This is a genomic window from Pseudomonadota bacterium (genome assembly GCA_022361155.1).
Lineage (GTDB): Bacteria > Myxococcota_A > Polyangia > Polyangiales > JAKSBK01 > JAKSBK01.
The window spans coordinates 1-17,581 of the sequence record JAKSBK010000093.1; the positions used below are offsets into that span (position 1 = coordinate 1).

Annotated in this window: 8 protein-coding genes; 4 read left to right on the forward strand and 4 right to left on the reverse strand. The window is 64.7% G+C overall.

Annotated elements, in window-relative coordinates:
* Nucleotides 1-289: 289 nt before the first annotated feature.
* Complete coding sequence (locus tag MJD61_02740) at nucleotides 290-1,474, forward strand: efflux RND transporter periplasmic adaptor subunit (protein ID MCG8554197.1); 1,185 nt, start codon at nucleotides 290-292, stop codon at nucleotides 1,472-1,474.
* Nucleotides 1,471-4,698 carry an efflux RND transporter permease subunit gene (locus MJD61_02745; GenBank protein MCG8554198.1) on the forward strand — a complete coding sequence of 1,076 codons (3,228 nt, stop codon included), beginning with the start codon at nucleotides 1,471-1,473 and terminating at the stop codon, nucleotides 4,696-4,698. The genes MJD61_02740 and MJD61_02745 overlap by 4 nt, the downstream gene beginning before the upstream one ends.
* Nucleotides 4,699-4,723: 25 nt before the next feature.
* On the opposite strand, the gene MJD61_02750 is transcribed toward MJD61_02745, so the two are convergent.
* The 4 genes from MJD61_02750 to obgE all read right to left on the reverse strand — a co-directional run bounded on the left by MJD61_02750 (nucleotide 4,724) and on the right by obgE (nucleotide 11,654).
* A complete protein-coding gene (locus tag MJD61_02750; protein ID MCG8554199.1) occupies nucleotides 4,724-6,349 on the reverse strand; it encodes a RagB/SusD family nutrient uptake outer membrane protein in 1,626 nt (541 codons plus the stop codon).
* Between the two features lie 32 nt (nucleotides 6,350-6,381).
* Entirely contained in the window at nucleotides 6,382-9,408 is a 3,027-nt protein-coding gene (locus MJD61_02755; GenBank protein ID MCG8554200.1) for a TonB-dependent receptor, read from the reverse strand.
* A gap of 372 nt (nucleotides 9,409-9,780) precedes the next feature.
* Nucleotides 9,781-10,632, reverse strand: coding sequence for a class I SAM-dependent methyltransferase (locus MJD61_02760; protein ID MCG8554201.1), 852 nt, complete (start codon nucleotides 10,630-10,632; stop codon nucleotides 9,781-9,783).
* 20 nt (nucleotides 10,633-10,652) lie between these two features.
* Nucleotides 10,653-11,654 carry a GTPase ObgE gene (gene obgE, locus MJD61_02765; protein MCG8554202.1) on the reverse strand — a complete coding sequence of 334 codons (1,002 nt, stop codon included), beginning with the start codon at nucleotides 11,652-11,654 and terminating at the stop codon, nucleotides 10,653-10,655.
* A 285-nt stretch (nucleotides 11,655-11,939) separates the two neighbouring features.
* On the opposite strand from obgE, the gene MJD61_02770 reads away from it, so the two are divergent.
* A complete protein-coding gene (locus MJD61_02770; protein ID MCG8554203.1) occupies nucleotides 11,940-15,089 on the forward strand; it encodes a response regulator in 3,150 nt (1,049 codons plus the stop codon).
* A gap of 16 nt (nucleotides 15,090-15,105) precedes the next feature.
* The gene (locus MJD61_02775) at nucleotides 15,106-17,334 is read left to right on the forward strand and encodes a sulfatase (protein ID MCG8554204.1); all 2,229 of its coding nucleotides are present in this window, start codon (nucleotides 15,106-15,108) and stop codon (nucleotides 17,332-17,334) included.
* The last annotated feature ends 247 nt before the right edge of the window (nucleotides 17,335-17,581 follow it).

Sequence of the window (17,581 nt, forward strand, 5' to 3'; positions counted from 1 at the left end):
AGAATAACTCGTCGAGGCCGGCTGCGCAGGGTGGATGCGATCGCCGGCGCGCCCGGAGGAAAAACCGCAGCAATAGCAGCGCTATTGCGAGGATTTTTGCGAGGACGAAAGCCGCGAGCGCGCCGCCCTGCACGGCCGCAACCGATCGAGTTATTCTTCGGCGGGCCCTAAGCCGGGGCCTCGCCGTCCAGCCCAATAAAGCCAGGCGTCCACATCGTTGAAATGCGGGCCGGCCGGGTAGGGGGCCTGGCGGTGGCCCAGGATCGAATGCTAGATCCCGGCAGAACACGTGCGCAGCAAAGCACTCATCGTCGTTGCGGCCGTGCTCGGGCTTGTCGGGTTTGCGATCGCCGCCCGCCTCGCGGACGACGAAGCGTCCGCACGTCCTTCACCCCGGCGTGATCCGGCGCCGGTCGAGGTGGCGGCGGTCATGCGAGCGCCGATCGAGCTGCGGCGGACCTTTTCCGGCACGATCGAGGCGAAATCCCGTTTCGTCGTGGCTGCCCACGTCAGTGGGCGTGTGGAGCGCTTGCTGGTGGACCTGGCTGACGAGGTCACGCGGGGTCAGGTCGTGGCCGAGCTGAACGACGCCGAGCAGAGTCAGGGCGTGAGCGAGGCCGCGGCGGAGCTGGCCGTGGCGCGCGCGAATGTATCGGACGCCGAAAGTGGCCTCGTTCTCGCCACGCGGGAGCTGGAGCGCTTGCGTGGACTGCGAGCCAGCGGTGTCGTGTCCGACTCGGATCTGGACAGCGCCGAGGCTCGGCACGTGGCGGGTGCCACCCGCGTGAAAGTGGCGAGGGCACGGGTCAAGCGGGCACAGGCGACGCTTGCCCGTTCGCGCATCCGATCCAGCTACACCAAAGTGGCAGCGGTCTGGGCCGATGGCGACGACAGGCGCGTCGTAGCCGAGCGTCATGTCGCCGAAGGAGACAGCGTGGCGCCGGGCAGTCCGCTCATGACGGTAGTCGATCTCGAGCCGCTCAACGCTGTCGTTTACGTCACCGAAAAGGAGTACGCGCAGGTACGGCCGGGGCAGACGGCGAGGGTCACGACCGATGCGTTTCCCGGCAGGAGCTTCAGCGCCCAGATTGGTCGCATCGCCCCGGTATTCCAGAAGAGCTCACGTCAAGCTCGCATGGAGCTCGAGGTTCCGAACCGCGAGCATCTGCTCAAGCCGGGCATGTTCATACGGGCCGAGGTCGTCCTAGAGCGGGTGAAGGACGCCACCATCGTTCCCTTTTCGGCGCTGACCGTGCGCAAGGGCCGGAACGGCTTGTTCGTGCTCGATGAGGTCGGCAAGCACGTCGCGTGGAGGGCGGTGCGCGTAGGCATTCGGCAGGGTGGCCGGGTCCAGGTTGAAGGCGAGGGCGTCTCCGGGCGCGTCGTGACCCTTGGCCAGCAGCTCATCGATGACGGATCGGAAATCCAAATCGCAGAAGCTGGTCCAGCAACCGGCGCGGACGGGCAGCCGTGAACCTGCCGGGGTTCAGCGTGGGCCGTCCAATCTTCACCGCGATGGTGACGTTCATCGTGCTCACGCTCGGCGCTGCCTCGCTGTCGCGCCTGCGCATCGACATGCTGCCCGAGATCGAGATGCCCCGGCTTACGGTGCGTACCGGCTACGAGGGCGCCGCACCGGAGGTCATGGAGCGCCTGGTTACGCAACCGATCGAGGAGATCATTGCCACGGTGCCTGGGGTCGAGGAAATTACGTCGATCTCGTCGGAGGGCAACAGCAGCGTGAGGGTTGCGTTCGCGTGGGGCATCGACATCGATGTCGCTGCACAGGACGTGCGCTCGCGTCTCGAGGACGAGCTAAACGAGCTGCCTGAGGACGTCACTCGGCCGCAGATCCGCAAGTTCGACATCGCCAGCTTTCCGGTTGTGCTGCTTGGTATCGCCAGCAATCTCGACCCGGTCGAGCTCACCGAGCTGATCGAGGAACACGTACGCTACCGTTTCGCACGCTTGCCCGGCGTGGCACAGGTCGATCTGTGGGGCGGCTACCATCGGGAGATCAGGGTCGAGCTCGATCCCGAACGCATCCGAGCGCTCGAGCTGCCGCTCGAGCGGGTGCTAAGGGCGATCCGCGACTCGAACGTCGACCTGCCTGCGGGAGAGATCGAGGACGGGCGCCATGAGGTGCGCCTGCGGACGCCGGCGGAATACCGCAATCTCGACGAGATCCGTCAGACGGTGGTCACCGTGCGCCAAGGCGCTCCTGTCACCGTGGGCCAGTTCGCCACGGTCATCGATGGTTACGAGAAGCTAACCCGGATCGTGCGTGTCAACGGTCAACTCGGCTTGCGCGTCGCGATCCGCAAGCAAGCGGACGCCAACACGGTTCAGGTTTCCCAGCGAGTCCTGGCGGAGATCGAACGCATCAACCAAGACTTTCCACAGATCGAGATAATTCCGGTAATAAACCAGGGAAACCTGATCGAGCGCTCGATCTCCAATGTGGCCAACTCGGTGATGTATGGTGGTGGATTGGCAGTTCTCGTGTTGCTGTTCTTCCTTCGGAACGTGCGCAGTACACTGATCATCTCGCTCGCGATTCCGATCTCGGTGATCGCCACCTTCGCGCTGGTCTACCTCGGCGGCTTCAGCTTGAATCTGATGACGCTCGGTGGCCTTGCGCTGGGGGTCGGCATGATGGTCGATAGCTCGATTGTCGTGCTCGAGAACATCTTCCGCCGCCGCAGCGAGGAGCGCGAACCCAGCCAGGCAGCTGCGGTCGCCGGAGCACGCGAGGTGGCGGGCGCGATCGTCGCAAGCACGATCACCACCTTGATCATCTTCCTGCCGCTGATGTTCGTACGCGGCGTGGCTGGTCTGCTGTTTCGTGAGCTCGCGTTCGTGGTCGGGTTTTCCCTGATCTGCGCACTGCTGGTGGCGCTCAGCCTGGTGCCGATGCTTGCCTCGCGGCTCCTGGGCGATGCGGAGGGCCGCGACGGTGGAGGTGCGGGCTGGACGCGCCGCTTCGTCGCCAGCGCGGGTAAGTCGATGAGCAGGCTTGGCGAAGCCTATCGCGACCTCCTGCAGGCGGCGTTGCGCAGGCGGCTGATCACATTGGCCTTGGCAAGCGGCGCCACAGCGCTCAGCCTGTGGCTGTGGCCGCTCGTCGGGCACGAATTCATGCCACCGAGCGACGAGGGAGAAGTGAGGCTGAGCGGCGAGATGGAGCTCGGCACGCGGCTCGATCTGGTGGACCGACAGACGCAGCTCATGGAGAGGATGATCGAGCCCCACGTGCCGGAGGCACGCGCGACCGTCGTTAGTGTGGGTTCGTCTGGCTACCGGCCCGACAGCGGTGCGCGGGGCAGGATTCAGCTCTCGCTCGTGCCAGCGACGGCACGCAAACGATCCAACGCAGAAATAGCCGCTGATTTACGGCGCAGACTCGATAATCGCATCCCAGGCATGATCGTGCGGACTCGGGCGCCGCAAGGACAGTTCGTGCTCGAGCGAGTGCTTGGCAATGCCGGGGAAGGGCTCACGGTGGAGGTTCGGGGACTCGAGCTTGCGACGATCGACGCGCTTGCCGCGCGAGTCGTCGAGGCGCTCGCAGACGTGCCCGGCGTCACGGACGTCGAGAGCACGCGCAAGGACGGAGTCCCGCAGGCGGAGCTGCGCGTCGAGACAGATAAGGCCGCACAGCTGGGGCTAAGCGCGCGCCAGGTAGCAGAGGTCATTGAGATTGCAGTGGCAGGGCGCCAGGCCGGCGAATACCGGCCGCACGGCAAGCAGTACCGCATTCTCGTGCAGTTCCGGGACGCGGAACGGCTCTCGCTCGAGCAAATCCTGGACCTGACGCTCGAGACGCCGGCCGGAGACACGGTCGCCTTGCGCAACGTCGTGACGGTCGACCGGGGCCGCGGTCCAGTCCTGATCGACCGCAAGGAACAGCAGCGGCTGGTCAGCGTGACCGCCAACGTGGCAGGTCGAGATTTGGGCTCGGTGGGGGCCGACGTGCAGGCGAAGCTGGCTCGCATCCCGCGACCGCTCGGCTACGATCTGGTGCTGGCCGGAGCGTTCGAGGAGCAACAAAAGGCGGCGCAGGAGCTCGTCTTGAGCCTGCTGCTCGCGCTCGTGTTGGTCTACATGGTGCTCGCCTGCCAGTATGAGTCGTTGCGCGACCCTTTCGTCGTCATACTCTCGGTGCCCGTTGCCGCCACCGGCGTGCTGCTGGCGTTGTGGCTGACCGGCTCCACGCTCAACGTGCAGTCGTATATCGGCTGTATCATGCTCGGGGGGATCGCGGTCAACAACGCCATCCTGCTCATCGATCAGGCGGGACAGCTGCGTGCGCAGGGCATGGACACACACGCCGCGGTTTCGGAGGCGGGACGGCGGAGGCTGCGTCCGATCCTCATGACGACCATGACCACCATCCTCGGCCTGCTGCCGCTCGCGTTCGGCGTTGGCGAGGGTGCCGAGGCCCAGGCTCCGCTGGCGCGTGCTGTCATTGGTGGTCTCACCGCGTCGACGGCGATCACGTTGCTGCTGATTCCCGTGGTCTATTCCATGCTGCATCCCGAGCGCCTGCCACCGGCGAGATCCCATGGCAGCGCCAGGTCGGAGGCGGTACCGCTGCGCGGCACGCAGACTGCGTGCGCGGATCCGGTCGTGGAGAGTATGGACTCAGGAGTCAAACGGACAACGGGCTCGGATCCCCGTGACCGGCTACTTCCATGACGATGCCCGCGGGTGCCGTTCCTTCTCAGTTGTAGCCGGGGTTCTGTAGAAGCATCGGGGCCTTATCGATCTCACTTCTCGGTATGGGCATCCGGTAGTGCTTCGTGGCATCGAATGCTCTATCCGGTATCGGCTTCTTCGTCGTGTAGTCGTAGCTCAACAGGCCGGCGGCATCCTTCACGATGGTAACCCCTCCTGCCGGCGTGTTCAGTACCTGGTCCGCTATCATCCAACGCAGGATGTCAAACAGCCGGTGTTCTTCAAACGCCAGCTCAACCCGTCTTTCCTGGCGATACCTCTCCACCAGCGGCCAGCCGGTTTCTGTGATGTCCGGCATGCCCACTCGAGCCCGAGTCTTGTTCATCCATATCTTTGCATTGATTTCGTCCCCCAGCGCGAGCAGCGTTTCCGCGTAGTTGAGGTACGCACCGGCCTTTCTGAAAAACGGCCAAGGCGTGGTGCTGGGGACGGTTTCGCTAACCGGCTCACTCTCCCTGAGAAACTTTCGCATGTAGTAACCACTGTGCGTTCCGTTCCAATCCTGAACCGGCCCTTCCTTGGTGTCCAATCCACCATTGAAAGTCTCGATTTGCCGGCCCTTCCACATAGCGCCGTTGTGATTGATCGTGGCGTAGAACCGGGGATCCCGGTTCAGGTACGGGTCTTGCGGATTGTAGCCACTGTTAGGATCGGTAATCGGCAGCCCATTGCTCATGTCATAGGCGTCTACCAAGCCCTGCAGCGGGTTGTTGCCACCCCAGCCGTTGTATCCGTTCGGACTGTTGGCAAGGTTGACCGAGTGGCCTTGACCGGTAGTACCGCCCGCGAAGGTCCGCGCCCAGAGCGTCTCCGACGTGGTCGACAGGAAGACCTCCGCATAGCTCGGGTGCAGCGTCTGGTCAGCTATCGCATCAACGACAGCCTTCGCTGCATCCCGTGCTGCTATCCATTTCCCCGGGTCATTCGATGGGTTATTCAAAGGGCTCGCGGCGTACAGCAGCACCCGTGACTTGAGTGCCATGGCCGCCATTTGTGTGGCCTTGCCATTGTTGTCCGTTGGTGGAAGGAGCGGAATTGCCTGGTCAAGGTCCGTCACGATCCTTGCTACTACCTCGTCGTAGCTGCTCCTCACGAGCGCGGCAAACTTATGCGTATCCGTCGTAGTGAAGATTTCGTCGATGAGCGGAACTCCTCCATACCAGCGAATCAGGTCCGCATAGATCCAAGCTCGAATGAACTGCATCTCCGCGATGAGCTGTGCCCTCCGGTCTGCGTCCACTGCAGAGGACTCGATATTCGCAAAGAAGATATTGATGTTTCTGATGACGCGATAGGACGCACCCCACAGGCCGGCAGTCGCGGCCTCGCCATTGTCCGCAGTCGTAGCCGCCGTGACGAACTCCTTGGATCCCCGCCAGTGGGTGTGCCTCACGTCGCCGGAAAGCGCGTCCACGCAGACGTCGCCCCGGCGCCAAAACCCATGACGGACACCCTCGCCGTAAGCCTGGTTCACGAATGCCTCCACCAGCGCTGGGTCGGCGAAGACAAGCTCTGCAGGAAGGTCGTTCAGGGGATGCAAGTCCAGAATACTGCCCTGGCATGCAGTTGCCATAAGCGACATCGCCAGGATCGTCAACTTCGCGCTTCTCATGCTCTCTTCCTGTCCAAAAGCTGGCTGTCCATCTAGAAATTGGACGCTCTAATCCCTAGGTTGACGACCCTGGTCTGCGGATGCTGGGTTGCGCCGGTACTCTCTGGATCCAGGTCCTTGATGCCCGAGAGCGTGAACATGTTAAACACCGAGGCGTAGACTCGCGTCTTTCCCAGGCCAAGCATGTCCGCAATGGTGTCTGGAAGCGTGTAGCCAATTTCCAAGGTCTTTAACCTGATGAAGGCCGCGCTTCTCAGCCAAAAAGTGCTGTTGTGCTGGTAGTTCGCCTCATTGGTGATATCTGGAAAAGCGGCGTTGGGAAAATCCGGCGTCCAGTAGTCGGTTTGCCACTGGTAGATACTCTCCCCTCGTGTCGGCTTCAGACCCACAGAGCGAATCGCCCTTGCCTGGCCCTGCAGCAACGCTGACAGGTCAAAGCCTCGGAACGAGGCGCTGAAGTTCACCCCAAAGGAAATCTCGGGTACTGAATTCAGGGCGATGGGAATCCTGTCCAGGCCCGTGATCTCACCATCTCCGTTCACATCCCGGAGGATCAAATCGCCAAGTGCACTCCCGGGTAGCTTGGCTGGATACTGCAGCAGGTCCGCTTCGGTCCTGTAGATGCCTATCGCATCGTAGTACAGACCGGTCCCATGCCTTCTGCCAGTCTTGGACTGCCAGGGGGCTGTCTCATTGAAGGCTTCATCGATGAACGTCACCTTGTTGCGGGCGAACGAGAAATTGGCGGAGACATTGAAAACGAAGTCGCGGATGCTGTCACCATAGGAGACAAGGGCCTCGATCCCCTTGTTTTGCATGGTTCCGGCGTTCTCGGGTGGCAGCGTTCCGATGCCCGCAAGTGCAGGCACGGAGTCCTGCCGGGCGATGAGCATATCCGTGGTCGTGCTCCGGAAGGCATCCAGTGTCACCGTGACCCTTCCATCGAGAAGGGACGTGTCGAGGCCCAGGTTCATGGTCTCGGTAGTTTCCCAGGTTACGCCGGAGACTGGTGCACCTTTGGGTCGTATGCCGGAAAGAAGCTGCCCCGTGCCGGTTACGAAGGCGGTGGTGGGTGTGTAGGTCTGCAGATGGAGAAAGGGAGTAACACGGTCGTTGCCGAGCTGGCCGTAGGATGTTCGCAGCTTCAACTCGTCGATCAGCGGAACAGCACGCATGAACGGCTCCTCGGAAATGCGCCAGGCGGCCGACGCGCCGGGAAAGAAACCAAAGCGTCCTCCCTCGGGGAAGTTGGAGGAACCATCCAGGCGCGCGGTGGCATCGACAATGTACTTTTTCGCGTAAGTGTAGGAAGCGCGTCCGAAGTAGTTCTGTCTGGCGCTCTTGGAGGCGGATCCGCGGGTTCTGGATTCGCTGGGGTCTGCGCTCCCGGCCGATATTTGCTGTATCGACTCGGTGGCGAACTTATTTCTACCAACGTGATTCCAGGAGCCATTCCCCGTTCTTTGCTCGTAGGCGATGAATCCGCTGACATCGTGTGCTCCGAAAGTATTGGCGTAGTTGAGCTTCACGTTCGGGGTGATGGAGTAGCTCCGGCTGGTATATTCGTTTAGGGATATGGTGTCCTGGTAGGAGCTTTGGTAGGTGGTGTATGTATTGGCGGTGGGATCGTATGTGGAGTAGTCCCAAGGTGTGCTCCAGTCTTTGCTGAAGCTGTTCCAGCTGTCGGCTGCGAGGAACCCATCAAGAGATAGGCCTGTGAGTCCGGGGATCGTGTAATCAAATCGTAGGGTGGTTTGGAGAATGTTGGCTTGCCTTTTGCGGTATCCCGACTCCCTGACAACAGCGAGCGGGTTGATGCCTCCCAGGCCCTGCGAGTAGGAGCCGTCGGGGAATACGGCGAGGTCGGTCGATGGTTGCCTGTGCGTCATCCAGAAGATGAACCATGGAGAGCGTCCGGTAGTTATTCCATTTTCTCGCCGGGCTGCGACGTCCCCGGAGATGCGTAGGTCATCGGTGATGCGTGTATCGATTTTGGATCGAAGGTTGTACTGGGTGAATTTGGTGACCCCACCCGTATATAGACCGTCTTGTTGCGACCTTCCTAGGGAGAGAAAGTACTTCAGATCCTCGGTACCACCTACTAGTTGCAGAGACTGGCGAGACTGGTGGGAGATGTCTTTGAACAGGTGATCATACCAGTCCGTATTAGGGTGGGTTAGGGGACTTGATCCGTCGAGGAACTTCTGGAGGTCGTCGGGGGAATGGGTGGGGGGTTGTCCACTTTCGACGTCAAACACGTTTGTGGCGAGAGCGAGGGAATAGGAATCGGCCATTGTGGGCAAACGTGTCGGGGTTACGAAGCCATGGTTGTAGTTGAAGGTAATCCGGGGCTGGCCCAAGGCGCCTCGCTTGGTGGTGACGAGGATGACGCCACCGGCTGCGCGCGCGCCGTAGATGGCAGCGGAAGCGTCCTTGAGCAGGGTAATCGACTCGATGTCGTTGGGGTCGAGTCGGTCAAGCCAGTCTCTTCCGGGGACGCCATCCACGACGATGAGCGCGGAGTTGTTGCCGATGGAGTTATGGCCTCGGACGAGGATGCTGACGCCGTCGTGGCCGGGCTCGCCGCTTCGTTGGTTGATGGTGACGCCGGGGAGGCGCCCAGCCAGTGAGGGGCCCAGGTTCGCGGAGGGGCTGGCCAGGATTTCGGTTCCCGAGGCTTGGGCGATCGACCCGGATACCACCGTCTTTTCTTTCGAGCCGTAGCCGACGACGACGATTTCTTCGGCATCGGGTGCGTCCGTTGTCAGCCGAAGATCAAGGGCACGTCTGCCCTGGACAGGCACCGTTTGAGTCGAATAGCCTGTGTGGGAGATGATGAGCTCGGCGGCCTTCGAGGCGGCTTTGGTAGTCTTGGGAAGGGCCAGCTCGTAGTTTCCATCGCTGTCCGTCAGGGTTCGATTGGCAGTACCTTTGAGAAGGACGGAGACTCCAGCCAGTCCTTGCCCAGCTTGGTCGGTGACTCTGCCGGAGATGGATTGCGTGTTGTCCGGGCTTGCCATGGCGGCGGGGCAGAAAAGGATGTGGATGGGGGCAAGCAAGAGGCTGATTGCCCTTAGAATTGCGGTTTCGGTTCGAGGGGTTCGGTTCATAACGTCGGGTAGCGGCGGGCGTGGGATCTACCCCCAAAGCAGAGGATCAGTGCGGCGCGCGTCGGCGGTGGTGCAACAAGGCCGTCGTGGGCGTGGCCAACGGCCGTTGCAGTAGCCGGATGCTTCCGCGGGCAGTCCGGCATAGCATACCCCAGGCTCCGGGTTGTTGTGCAGGGCAGCATAGCTACCGCGTAACAAAGCGCTGCGCCCAGCGGCAGGAGCTGGTTCCGGGTGCAAGGACGAAGCCAGGATCTGCGGGCCGCCGAAAACCAAAACGTGTGTTGGCCGAGCCGCCGGGCAGCCGAGCACTCGGCCGAGTTGTCAGCCCACGCGGGCCGACACCACCCAGGCGGCGCCGGGCAGAGCTACCGATTGGTCATGCACAAACGGCTCGAGCGCTCGCTCGATCTCGACGCGAGCTCGGCTGACCACGTCTTCGGGGGCCTCGGCCAGCAGCCCCGCCGGCGGCCCCACGCGCATGGCGAAGTCCACGGCGCCTTCCAGTCCCGTTTCCGACAACCTGACGTCGAGATCCAGGGCTTCGATTAGTACCCGGTCGAAGCCGGCGCTGCGCAGCACATCGTCGAGCCGAGCGCGATCCGCCAAGGCGAACGGTCCGGGTGCGTCCGGCTCGGGCTCGGGGGGCGGCTCGGGCAGCAGCTTCACGACGGCGGCCATGGGGGTCAGGCACCACGGGTTGTGCTCGGCTTCGCGCCAGCAGACGAATGCCAGGCGCGCCGAAGGCTTGAGCGCAGTGCGCAGGTTGGCGAATGCGGCCGTGGGATCGGCGAAGAACATGACTCCGAAACGCGAGTAGGCGGCGTCGTAGTTCGGCGTGAAGGAGTGTTCGCTCGCGTCCGCTTCGGTGAAACTCAGGTTCTTGACGGTCTGTGCGCGATTGCGCGCGTGTTCGAGCATGGGTGCCGAGATGTCCATGCCGAGCACGCTTCCATCGGGGCCCACTCGTGCAGCCAAACGAACACTGCAGGTTCCCGAGCCGCAGCCCACGTCGAGGACGTGCTGGCCGGGGCGAAGCTCTAGCCGTTCGAGCGCAGCATCTCCGAAAGGTTGTATGGCCTGGTCGATCAGCTCCTGGTTCTGGACCCAGCGTTCCGCGGTAATGCCATTCCAGTACTCGATTTGCTCCTGGTTGCCGGACATGGGCCTCCGCATGCGCGCTGCTTCCGCCTTTGTCAAGCTGCCTGCTGAAGCTTGTCCCAGAGCCCCTCGAGCAAGCTCGTAACACCCTCCCGGCTGATGGCCGAGACACCGTGGACCACTCGGCCCGCCTCGAATTCGCGCTGGCGCGTTGCTTCGAATGCGGCTCGAGCCTCCGGGAGATCCAGCTTGGAGACGGCGTACAGTGCGGGTCGGGAGCTCAGAGCCGAGTCGAACTGCCGCAGCTCACGCTCGAGCGCGGCGAACTGATCCTGCACCGGCGGCGCACCATACTCCGGGCAAGCCAAGAAAAGCAGGACCCGCGTGCGTTCGATGTGCCGCAAAAAGCGCAGGCCGAGTCCCGCACCCTCGGATGCACCTTCGATGATGCCCGGGATGTCCGCGAGCACGAAGCTGCGTTCGTCGCTCAGCGAGACCACCCCGAGCTTCGGCACGAGCGTGGTGAAAGGATAGTCGGCTACCTTGGGCTGGGCGCGGGACACCGCGCGGATGAGTGTGCTCTTGCCCGCGTTGGGGAAGCCCACGATGCCGACGTCGGCGATCAGCTTGAGCTCGAGACGCAGGCTGCGTTGTTCGCCGCGTGCGCCCGGTTCCGCAAAGGTCGGGGCTCGCAGCTGGGGCGCGGCAAAGTGCATGTTGCCTCGGCCTCCTCGTCCCCCGCGCGCGGCCACGAAATGCGCGGCCGGCGCCGCCAAGTCCTCGAGCAGCTCTCCCGTGTCTGCGTCGAATACCAGCGTTCCCACAGGAACGCGTGCTGTCAGCGATTTGCCTGCACGACCATGTTGGTCCTTGCCGCGCCCGTGCGCGCCGCGTTCGGCGCGCAGCAAGCGCCTGTAGCGTAGGTCGACCAGCGTGCCGAGTCGCACGTCGGCTTCCAGTACGATATGGCCGCCCTGACCGCCGTCGCCGCCACAGGGGCCTCCGAGCGGGCGGTACTTCTCGCGCCGCATCGCCGCGCAGCCGTCGCCACCGTCGCCGGCCTCGACGCGAATCGTGACCTCATCGATGAATCGCATCCCTTTCGGCGTACGATGCGCGAGGGTTGCAAGCAAACGCCTCGGGTCGAGCGGCTACCCCACGCGAATTGCGCCCCTCCGAGTGCGCCGGATCCTTGTGGGCGCCTTTCCTGGTATCGGTGTGCCGCCCGTGCTGTCCGGGAATCGAGGTACGAGCTTCGGGGCGCTCTCCGAGGACGCGCTCGGGCGAAGGGCGCCCGATTGCATGGGATTGCAGCCGACCGGGGCTCCGGCGGCCTCTTGCGCAAACCTAGACTCGCGGGATCGAGCACGTAAAATGGGCACATGGCTACGCTGCATCGACAGGACACGGCGCTTGGTGCGGCCCGGGCGCGTTTCTTGGAAACGTTGTCCCGCAAGGCAAAGGAGCTGGGGGACGTCGCACGGGTGCTCGGCGAGCAACCGCAGTCTCAAACCCACCTGGAGGAGGTCCGGCGGCGCGTGCACGCCCTGTACGCGTCGGCCCAGATCTTTGACGAGCCCGACCTGGTGCTGGTTCTGCGGCGGGTACTGGCCATGCTCGACAGCGCGCGCGAGGACGAAAGGGCACTCGGAGCGGGCGAGCAACGCGCCCTGAGCGATCTCGTGGCTACCCTGATGGCCCCCGCCGAGGCTGACGCGAGCTCCGCCAGGGCTATTCAGGCGGTCGAGGCTCGCCCGAGCGGGCGCGCGAAGAAGAGCCCGGCAAGGCAGCCGGCAAGGCAGCAGGCAGGGCCGCCCGCACCGGTTTCCCCGCAGCCGCGCAAGGCGTCAAGCCAGCCGAAACGCCCGTCTGCCGCAAGCTGGGTGCGCGATGCATCGTTGCAGGAAGTCCCCGCCCACGGTACCGAGGCGCACGCCCTGACCGTGCTCTTCGTGGGGGATCCGGAGCTCGAGCACCCGTTGCGGCGTGCGTTGCCCGACGAAAGCGCCGAGCTGCTTATAGCTCCCGCGGCAGACGAGGGGCTGCGTTTGGCCCAGGCCGCGGATCCCGACCTGATTCTGCTCGATGCCCGCGTAGTCGAGCAGGACGATCCCCAGTGGGTGCGGAAGCTGCGGGAGCGGCCGCTGCTGGGCGCCATCCCAACGGTGCTGGTGACGGCAAGCCGGGACGGCGCTCGCCTGGCGCGTCAGGCCGGCGCTCAGGGGTTTATCGGTCGGCCGCCGAGCGGCCAGCAGCTCGCTGACACCGTGCGGGGCCTTGTGGAGCGCGGCGCGGATGCTCCGGACCCGCTGGATGAGATCGTGGAGGCCACGGTCGACGAGATCGCGCAGCGGGTTGCCGACACGGTGCGCCGTGGGCTCGCCAGCGTTGACAGTGGCACAGACATCCGTTTGTCGCTGGGCGCGAGCTCGGAGATCAAGGCTGTGGCGTGGTCTGCCATCGGCCGTATACGGGCCCATCTGACCCAGCACACCGGGGGCAAGGTGCGATTCCAGCCACCAGCGGGGGAGCTGCCTTCCGTGCTGTCCCTTGCCGAGGACGACAGCACCCCCCCGGCGCAGGCGCGCGCGTCGAGGCTTCGGGGCCGGCGTGTGCTGGTGGTCGACGACGATCCGGCCGTGGTTTGGTTCTTCACGGGCGTGCTGCGCGAGGCAGGTGCGGTCGTGGTGGAGGCCAGCGATGGCGTCAGCGCGCTGCAGCGCATTCGTGCCCAGCGTCCCGATGCCGTGCTCAGCGACATACTCATGCCTGAGCTGGACGGCTTCGGGCTGTGCCGCGCCCTCAAGAACGATGTCGAGTTGGCTGACCTTCCGGTGATCCTGCTGTCCTGGAAGGAGGATTTCCTGCAGCGGATGCGCGACCTGCGCTCTGGTGCCAGCGGCTACCTGCCGAAGGAAACCGGGACCGCGCAGATCGTAGCAGCGGTAGCCGACGTGCTTCGGCCTCGAGCACGCCTCGAGGCCGAGCTGCGCCGGAGCGGCGAAGTGCGCGGGCGGCTGCAGGGGCTCGGTGTGTTCATGCTCCTGACAACGGTGGCGCGGGAGCGACCGAACGCGAGCGTGGTGCTGCGCGACGCAATGCAGCGGGTGGCAGTCGAGATCCGAGCAGGTGCCCTCGCCAGCCTGACTCGCAGCTGCAGCTCGGGTGGGTCGCGCCACGGTTCGGCTGCACTGCAGGCGCTGGTCGGGATGAAAAGCGGTCGTTTCTTGGTGCGCAGCAACGACAGCTCTGTGCCCCGGGTCTTCGAGCAAGGCCTGGCCGATACCCTGCACTCGGGTTCGGTTCATCTCAACGGCATGCTGGAAACCCTGGCTCCCGGCAGCTTGGAGCGCGTGGAGCAGATCGCTTTCGAGCCCGAAACGCTGGCAGGTGCAAGGGGCGGTTTCCCTGCGCCTTTGCAGGCCGCGCTGGATCGGCTGGCGCAGGGGGACCAGCCCCGGCGTCTGCTGATGGAAGGCCGCGTCACCGATCAAGGGCTCGCGAGCGCCTTGCGCGGGTTGGCTCTGCGTTCCGTGGTCATCGACGTGGTCATGCTGCCCGGCACGTCCGAGCCAGCGGCCGAGCAGCGGGAGCCCGGCACGTCCGAGCCGGCGTCCGAGCAGCGAGAGCCCGGCACGTCCGAGCCGGCGTCCGAGCAGCGGGAGCCCGTCGCGTGCGAGCCGGCGGCGGCACCTGCCACACCAGCGGTGGGCCGCGCGCGGCCAGCGTCCGAAGCCGACTGGGTGTCGGCGCCACGATCGGCACCTTCGGAGCGCCTCCGGGCGAGCGCGAAGCTGCGCCAGCTCGAGGACCCGCAGGCTGGCGCAGGGCCGGCAAACAAGCGTGCCAACAACGCCGCAGGCGTTCCGGTCACGCTGGGCAGCGTCGCACCGTCCGCACTGCGGCGGCAGAGCGCCGCTGGCGTGGCCGATGCCCCGGGCGCCCGCCAGGCCAACGAAGGCGGCCTGGCGTCACAGCAACGCGGCTCGAGCCTTCGCTTCGCGCTGTTGCTCGCAGCGTGCGCGTTGCTCGGATTCGTGACCGTGCGCATGTGGCACACGGGAGTCATGGGGGATCTATGGCGCAGGTTCGAGAGCGGACCGGCGGGGTCCGATGCCTTGTCGGATCCTGAGCTCCCGGAGCCCGAGCTCCCGGAACCCGAGCTTGCGAGCGAGCGCCCTCGCAGTTCGCCGGCGCCGGTGAGCGCGGCCCAAGTCCCCGTGCCCGGCAGCGTGGCGCCCAAGGAGCCAACCCAGACGCCGGTACCAGCGGGGCTCGCCAGGGAGCTGCCGTTCATCGATCACGGCCGGGGCGTGACCGTGGCTGCCGATCAAGGCTTGCTGGTAGTCGAGGCGGGCGGGGCGAACCTTGGCGCCGAGCTACGCATCGGCAAGCAGGTGCTCGGCAGGCCCCCCGTGCAGGTCGCGTTGCCGGAGGGGCGGCACGAGCTCATGTTCGAGGATGGTGCTGAAGCCAGTTTCCGCTATGTCGTCATTCGGCGTGGCCACACGCGCATCGTACAAGCGCCCTAGTTCGAGGAGCTCGAGCATGCGAGCATGGCACCTGTTGCTGAGCGTTGTTTGGGTTCCGGCCGTCGTGCAAGGTCAGGCCCTGGAGCACCTGGACCTGCAACGGAGCTCGCATCTCGCGGACGTGGACCACCACGGTCTGTTCATCGATTTCGGCACGCCTGCGAGACTGAAGTACACCAACGGCGGCTGGAAGACGGGTTGGGGCGCGGATGCCAAGCAGGGAGCCACCGAGTTCACCTACGTGCAGGGCACCACGGCCCGCGTCTATTTTCAGCGTGACGCGCCTGCGGATGCGACGCTGCGGTTTCGCATGAGGGCCTTTGCCGGCAAGCGGCTGCTGCTGTTCCTCAACAACAAGCCGCTGCCGAGCGTGCGCCTCGATCGCTTGGCAGGCTTTGTCGAGCACGAGGTCCCGGTCACGGCCAGCAAGCTCAGAGTGGGGGAAAACCAGTTGCTGCTGCGCTTCGGTGGCACCCGGCGGGTCGCGGGTCGCAGGGTGTCCGCGGCGATGGACTGGCTCCAGATCGCGCAGCCTTCGGCGGGGCAGGTCGCGGCGCCCTCACGCAACCCGGCGCTCGTGAGATCCCTTGAGGTGGCAGGTCAGCGCAAGAGCGCCTTGGTGCTGCAGGCTCCTACCCGGTTGAGCTTCTACCTGCGGCTACCTACCGGCGCACGCCTGAGGCTGCAGCTGAGCAGTAGAGCAACGCGGGGGCCGCTGCCGACCGCGAGCGTGCTGGTGACCCCGGCGGGGCGGAAGAGCCAGCGCGTCCTGAGCACGACCGTTCAAGGGGAATGGAAGGCCCACAGCATCTCGCTCGAACGCTTCGGTGGCCAGGTGATCCGCCTCGATCTCGTCGCCCAGGGTGGCTCCGGCAGCGTTGCCTGGAGCGAACCTCGCATCGTTGTCGCCAAGGCGGCAGCGCCCGCCCCGCCCCCGACCCGGGCCGACAACGTGATCGTGCTGCTGATCGACACGCTGAGGGCGGACAAGCTCCGTGCTTACCGCGAGAGCTCGCCCGTGCAGACGCCCGCCCTCGATCAGGTGGCGGCCGAATCCGTGCTGTTCGAACAGGCGCAGGCGCCGGAGAACTGGACCAAGCCGTCGGTCGCATCGGTATTGACCGGGCTGCACCCTGCCACACACCGCACCAAGACCAGCTCGGCGCGTCTGCCGCGCCGTGCGCTGATGGTCAGCGAGGTGTTCAAGCAAGCTGGCTTGGCCACGGCTTCCTTCATCGCCAACGGCTACGTGTCCAACAAGTTCGGCTTCAAGAAAGGCTGGGACCACTACACGAACTACATCCGCGAGCACAAGCGCACCGAGGCGGAGAACGTGTTTCGCGAGGCGGGGGCGTGGATCGAGGCGAACAAGGATCGTCGCTTCTTCGCCTACGTGCAGACCATCGATCCGCACGTGCCCTACGATCCGCCGGCCCGCTTTCTCAAGTTGTACGATCCCCGTCCCTACCGCGGCCAGGTGCGGCCTCGCATGACCGCGTCGCTGCTCGAGCGGGCCAAGCGCAATCCACCCAAGGTCAAGTTCAGCTCGCGCGACCTGCGACGGCTCGAGGCGTTGCATGATGGGGAGATCAGCTACCACGACCATCACCTCGCACGCTTCATCGCCAAGCTGAAGAAGCTCGGATTGTACGATCGCAGTCTCTTCGTGGTCACGTCCGATCACGGAGAGGAATTCGCGGACCACGGCTCCTACGGACACGGCCACTCGCTGTACCAGGAGCTGCTGCACGTGCCGCTGACGATGCGCTTGCCCGGCGTGCTGCCTGCGGGCAGGCGCATAAAGACCTCGCTCAGCACGCTGGACATCGCGCCCACGATCCTGTCGGCAGCGGGCGTAGCCATACCGGATGCGATGGAGGGACACGACCGAATGGCCCACATGCGCGGCGCACTGCCGTTCGGGCCCCAGGTCGCGTTCAGCGACTTCCTGGACGACCGGCGCGCGATTCGGGCCGGGCGCTGGAAGCTGGTGCTGAACGGGACCCAGGCCACCCTGTTCGACCTGGAAGCGGATCCGGGCGAAAAGCGCGAGCTGAGCCGGCATCAGCACCCCGTTGCCATGCGCTACTGCCGCATCATGCTGGGCCAGTTCTTGGGTGCAAAGGACAGGCGCCGCTGGTGGTTTTCGAATCCGGGCGAGCGGTCGAGGCGGCTGGAGTCAGAAGAGACCGACATCGATCCCACGACTCGAGAGCAGCTGCGGCAGCTCGGCTACGCGCCCTGACCCGCATCGGTATCTGGGATCTAGTGTCCTGTATCCGTGATTACGTACATAAGTCGGCGAGCAATTGGCGACGCTCGGGTCATCGAATCGACGCAGACTGCGGTTCATTTCGATGCTGTGCAGCGCATATTCGAGGAGGTCCCAACGCCGCCAGCGGGCGCCAGGGCTGGGGCCAAACGATCAGGATTCCTGTGGCGAGGTACTAGATCCCAGATACCGATGCGGGTCAGGGCGCGTAGCCGAGCTG

Coding starts and splice junctions, on each gene's coding strand:
- MJD61_02750 (MCG8554199.1), bottom strand. CDS start 6,349: ATGAGAAGCGCGAAGTTGACGATCCTGGCGATGTCGCTTATGGCAACT.
- MJD61_02760 (MCG8554201.1), bottom strand. CDS start 10,632: ATGCGGAGGCCCATGTCCGGCAACCAGGAGCAAATCGAGTACTGGAAT.
- obgE (MCG8554202.1), bottom strand. CDS start 11,654: ATGCGATTCATCGATGAGGTCACGATTCGCGTCGAGGCCGGCGACGGT.
- MJD61_02770 (MCG8554203.1), top strand. CDS start 11,940: ATGGCTACGCTGCATCGACAGGACACGGCGCTTGGTGCGGCCCGGGCG.
- MJD61_02775 (MCG8554204.1), top strand. CDS start 15,106: ATGCGAGCATGGCACCTGTTGCTGAGCGTTGTTTGGGTTCCGGCCGTC.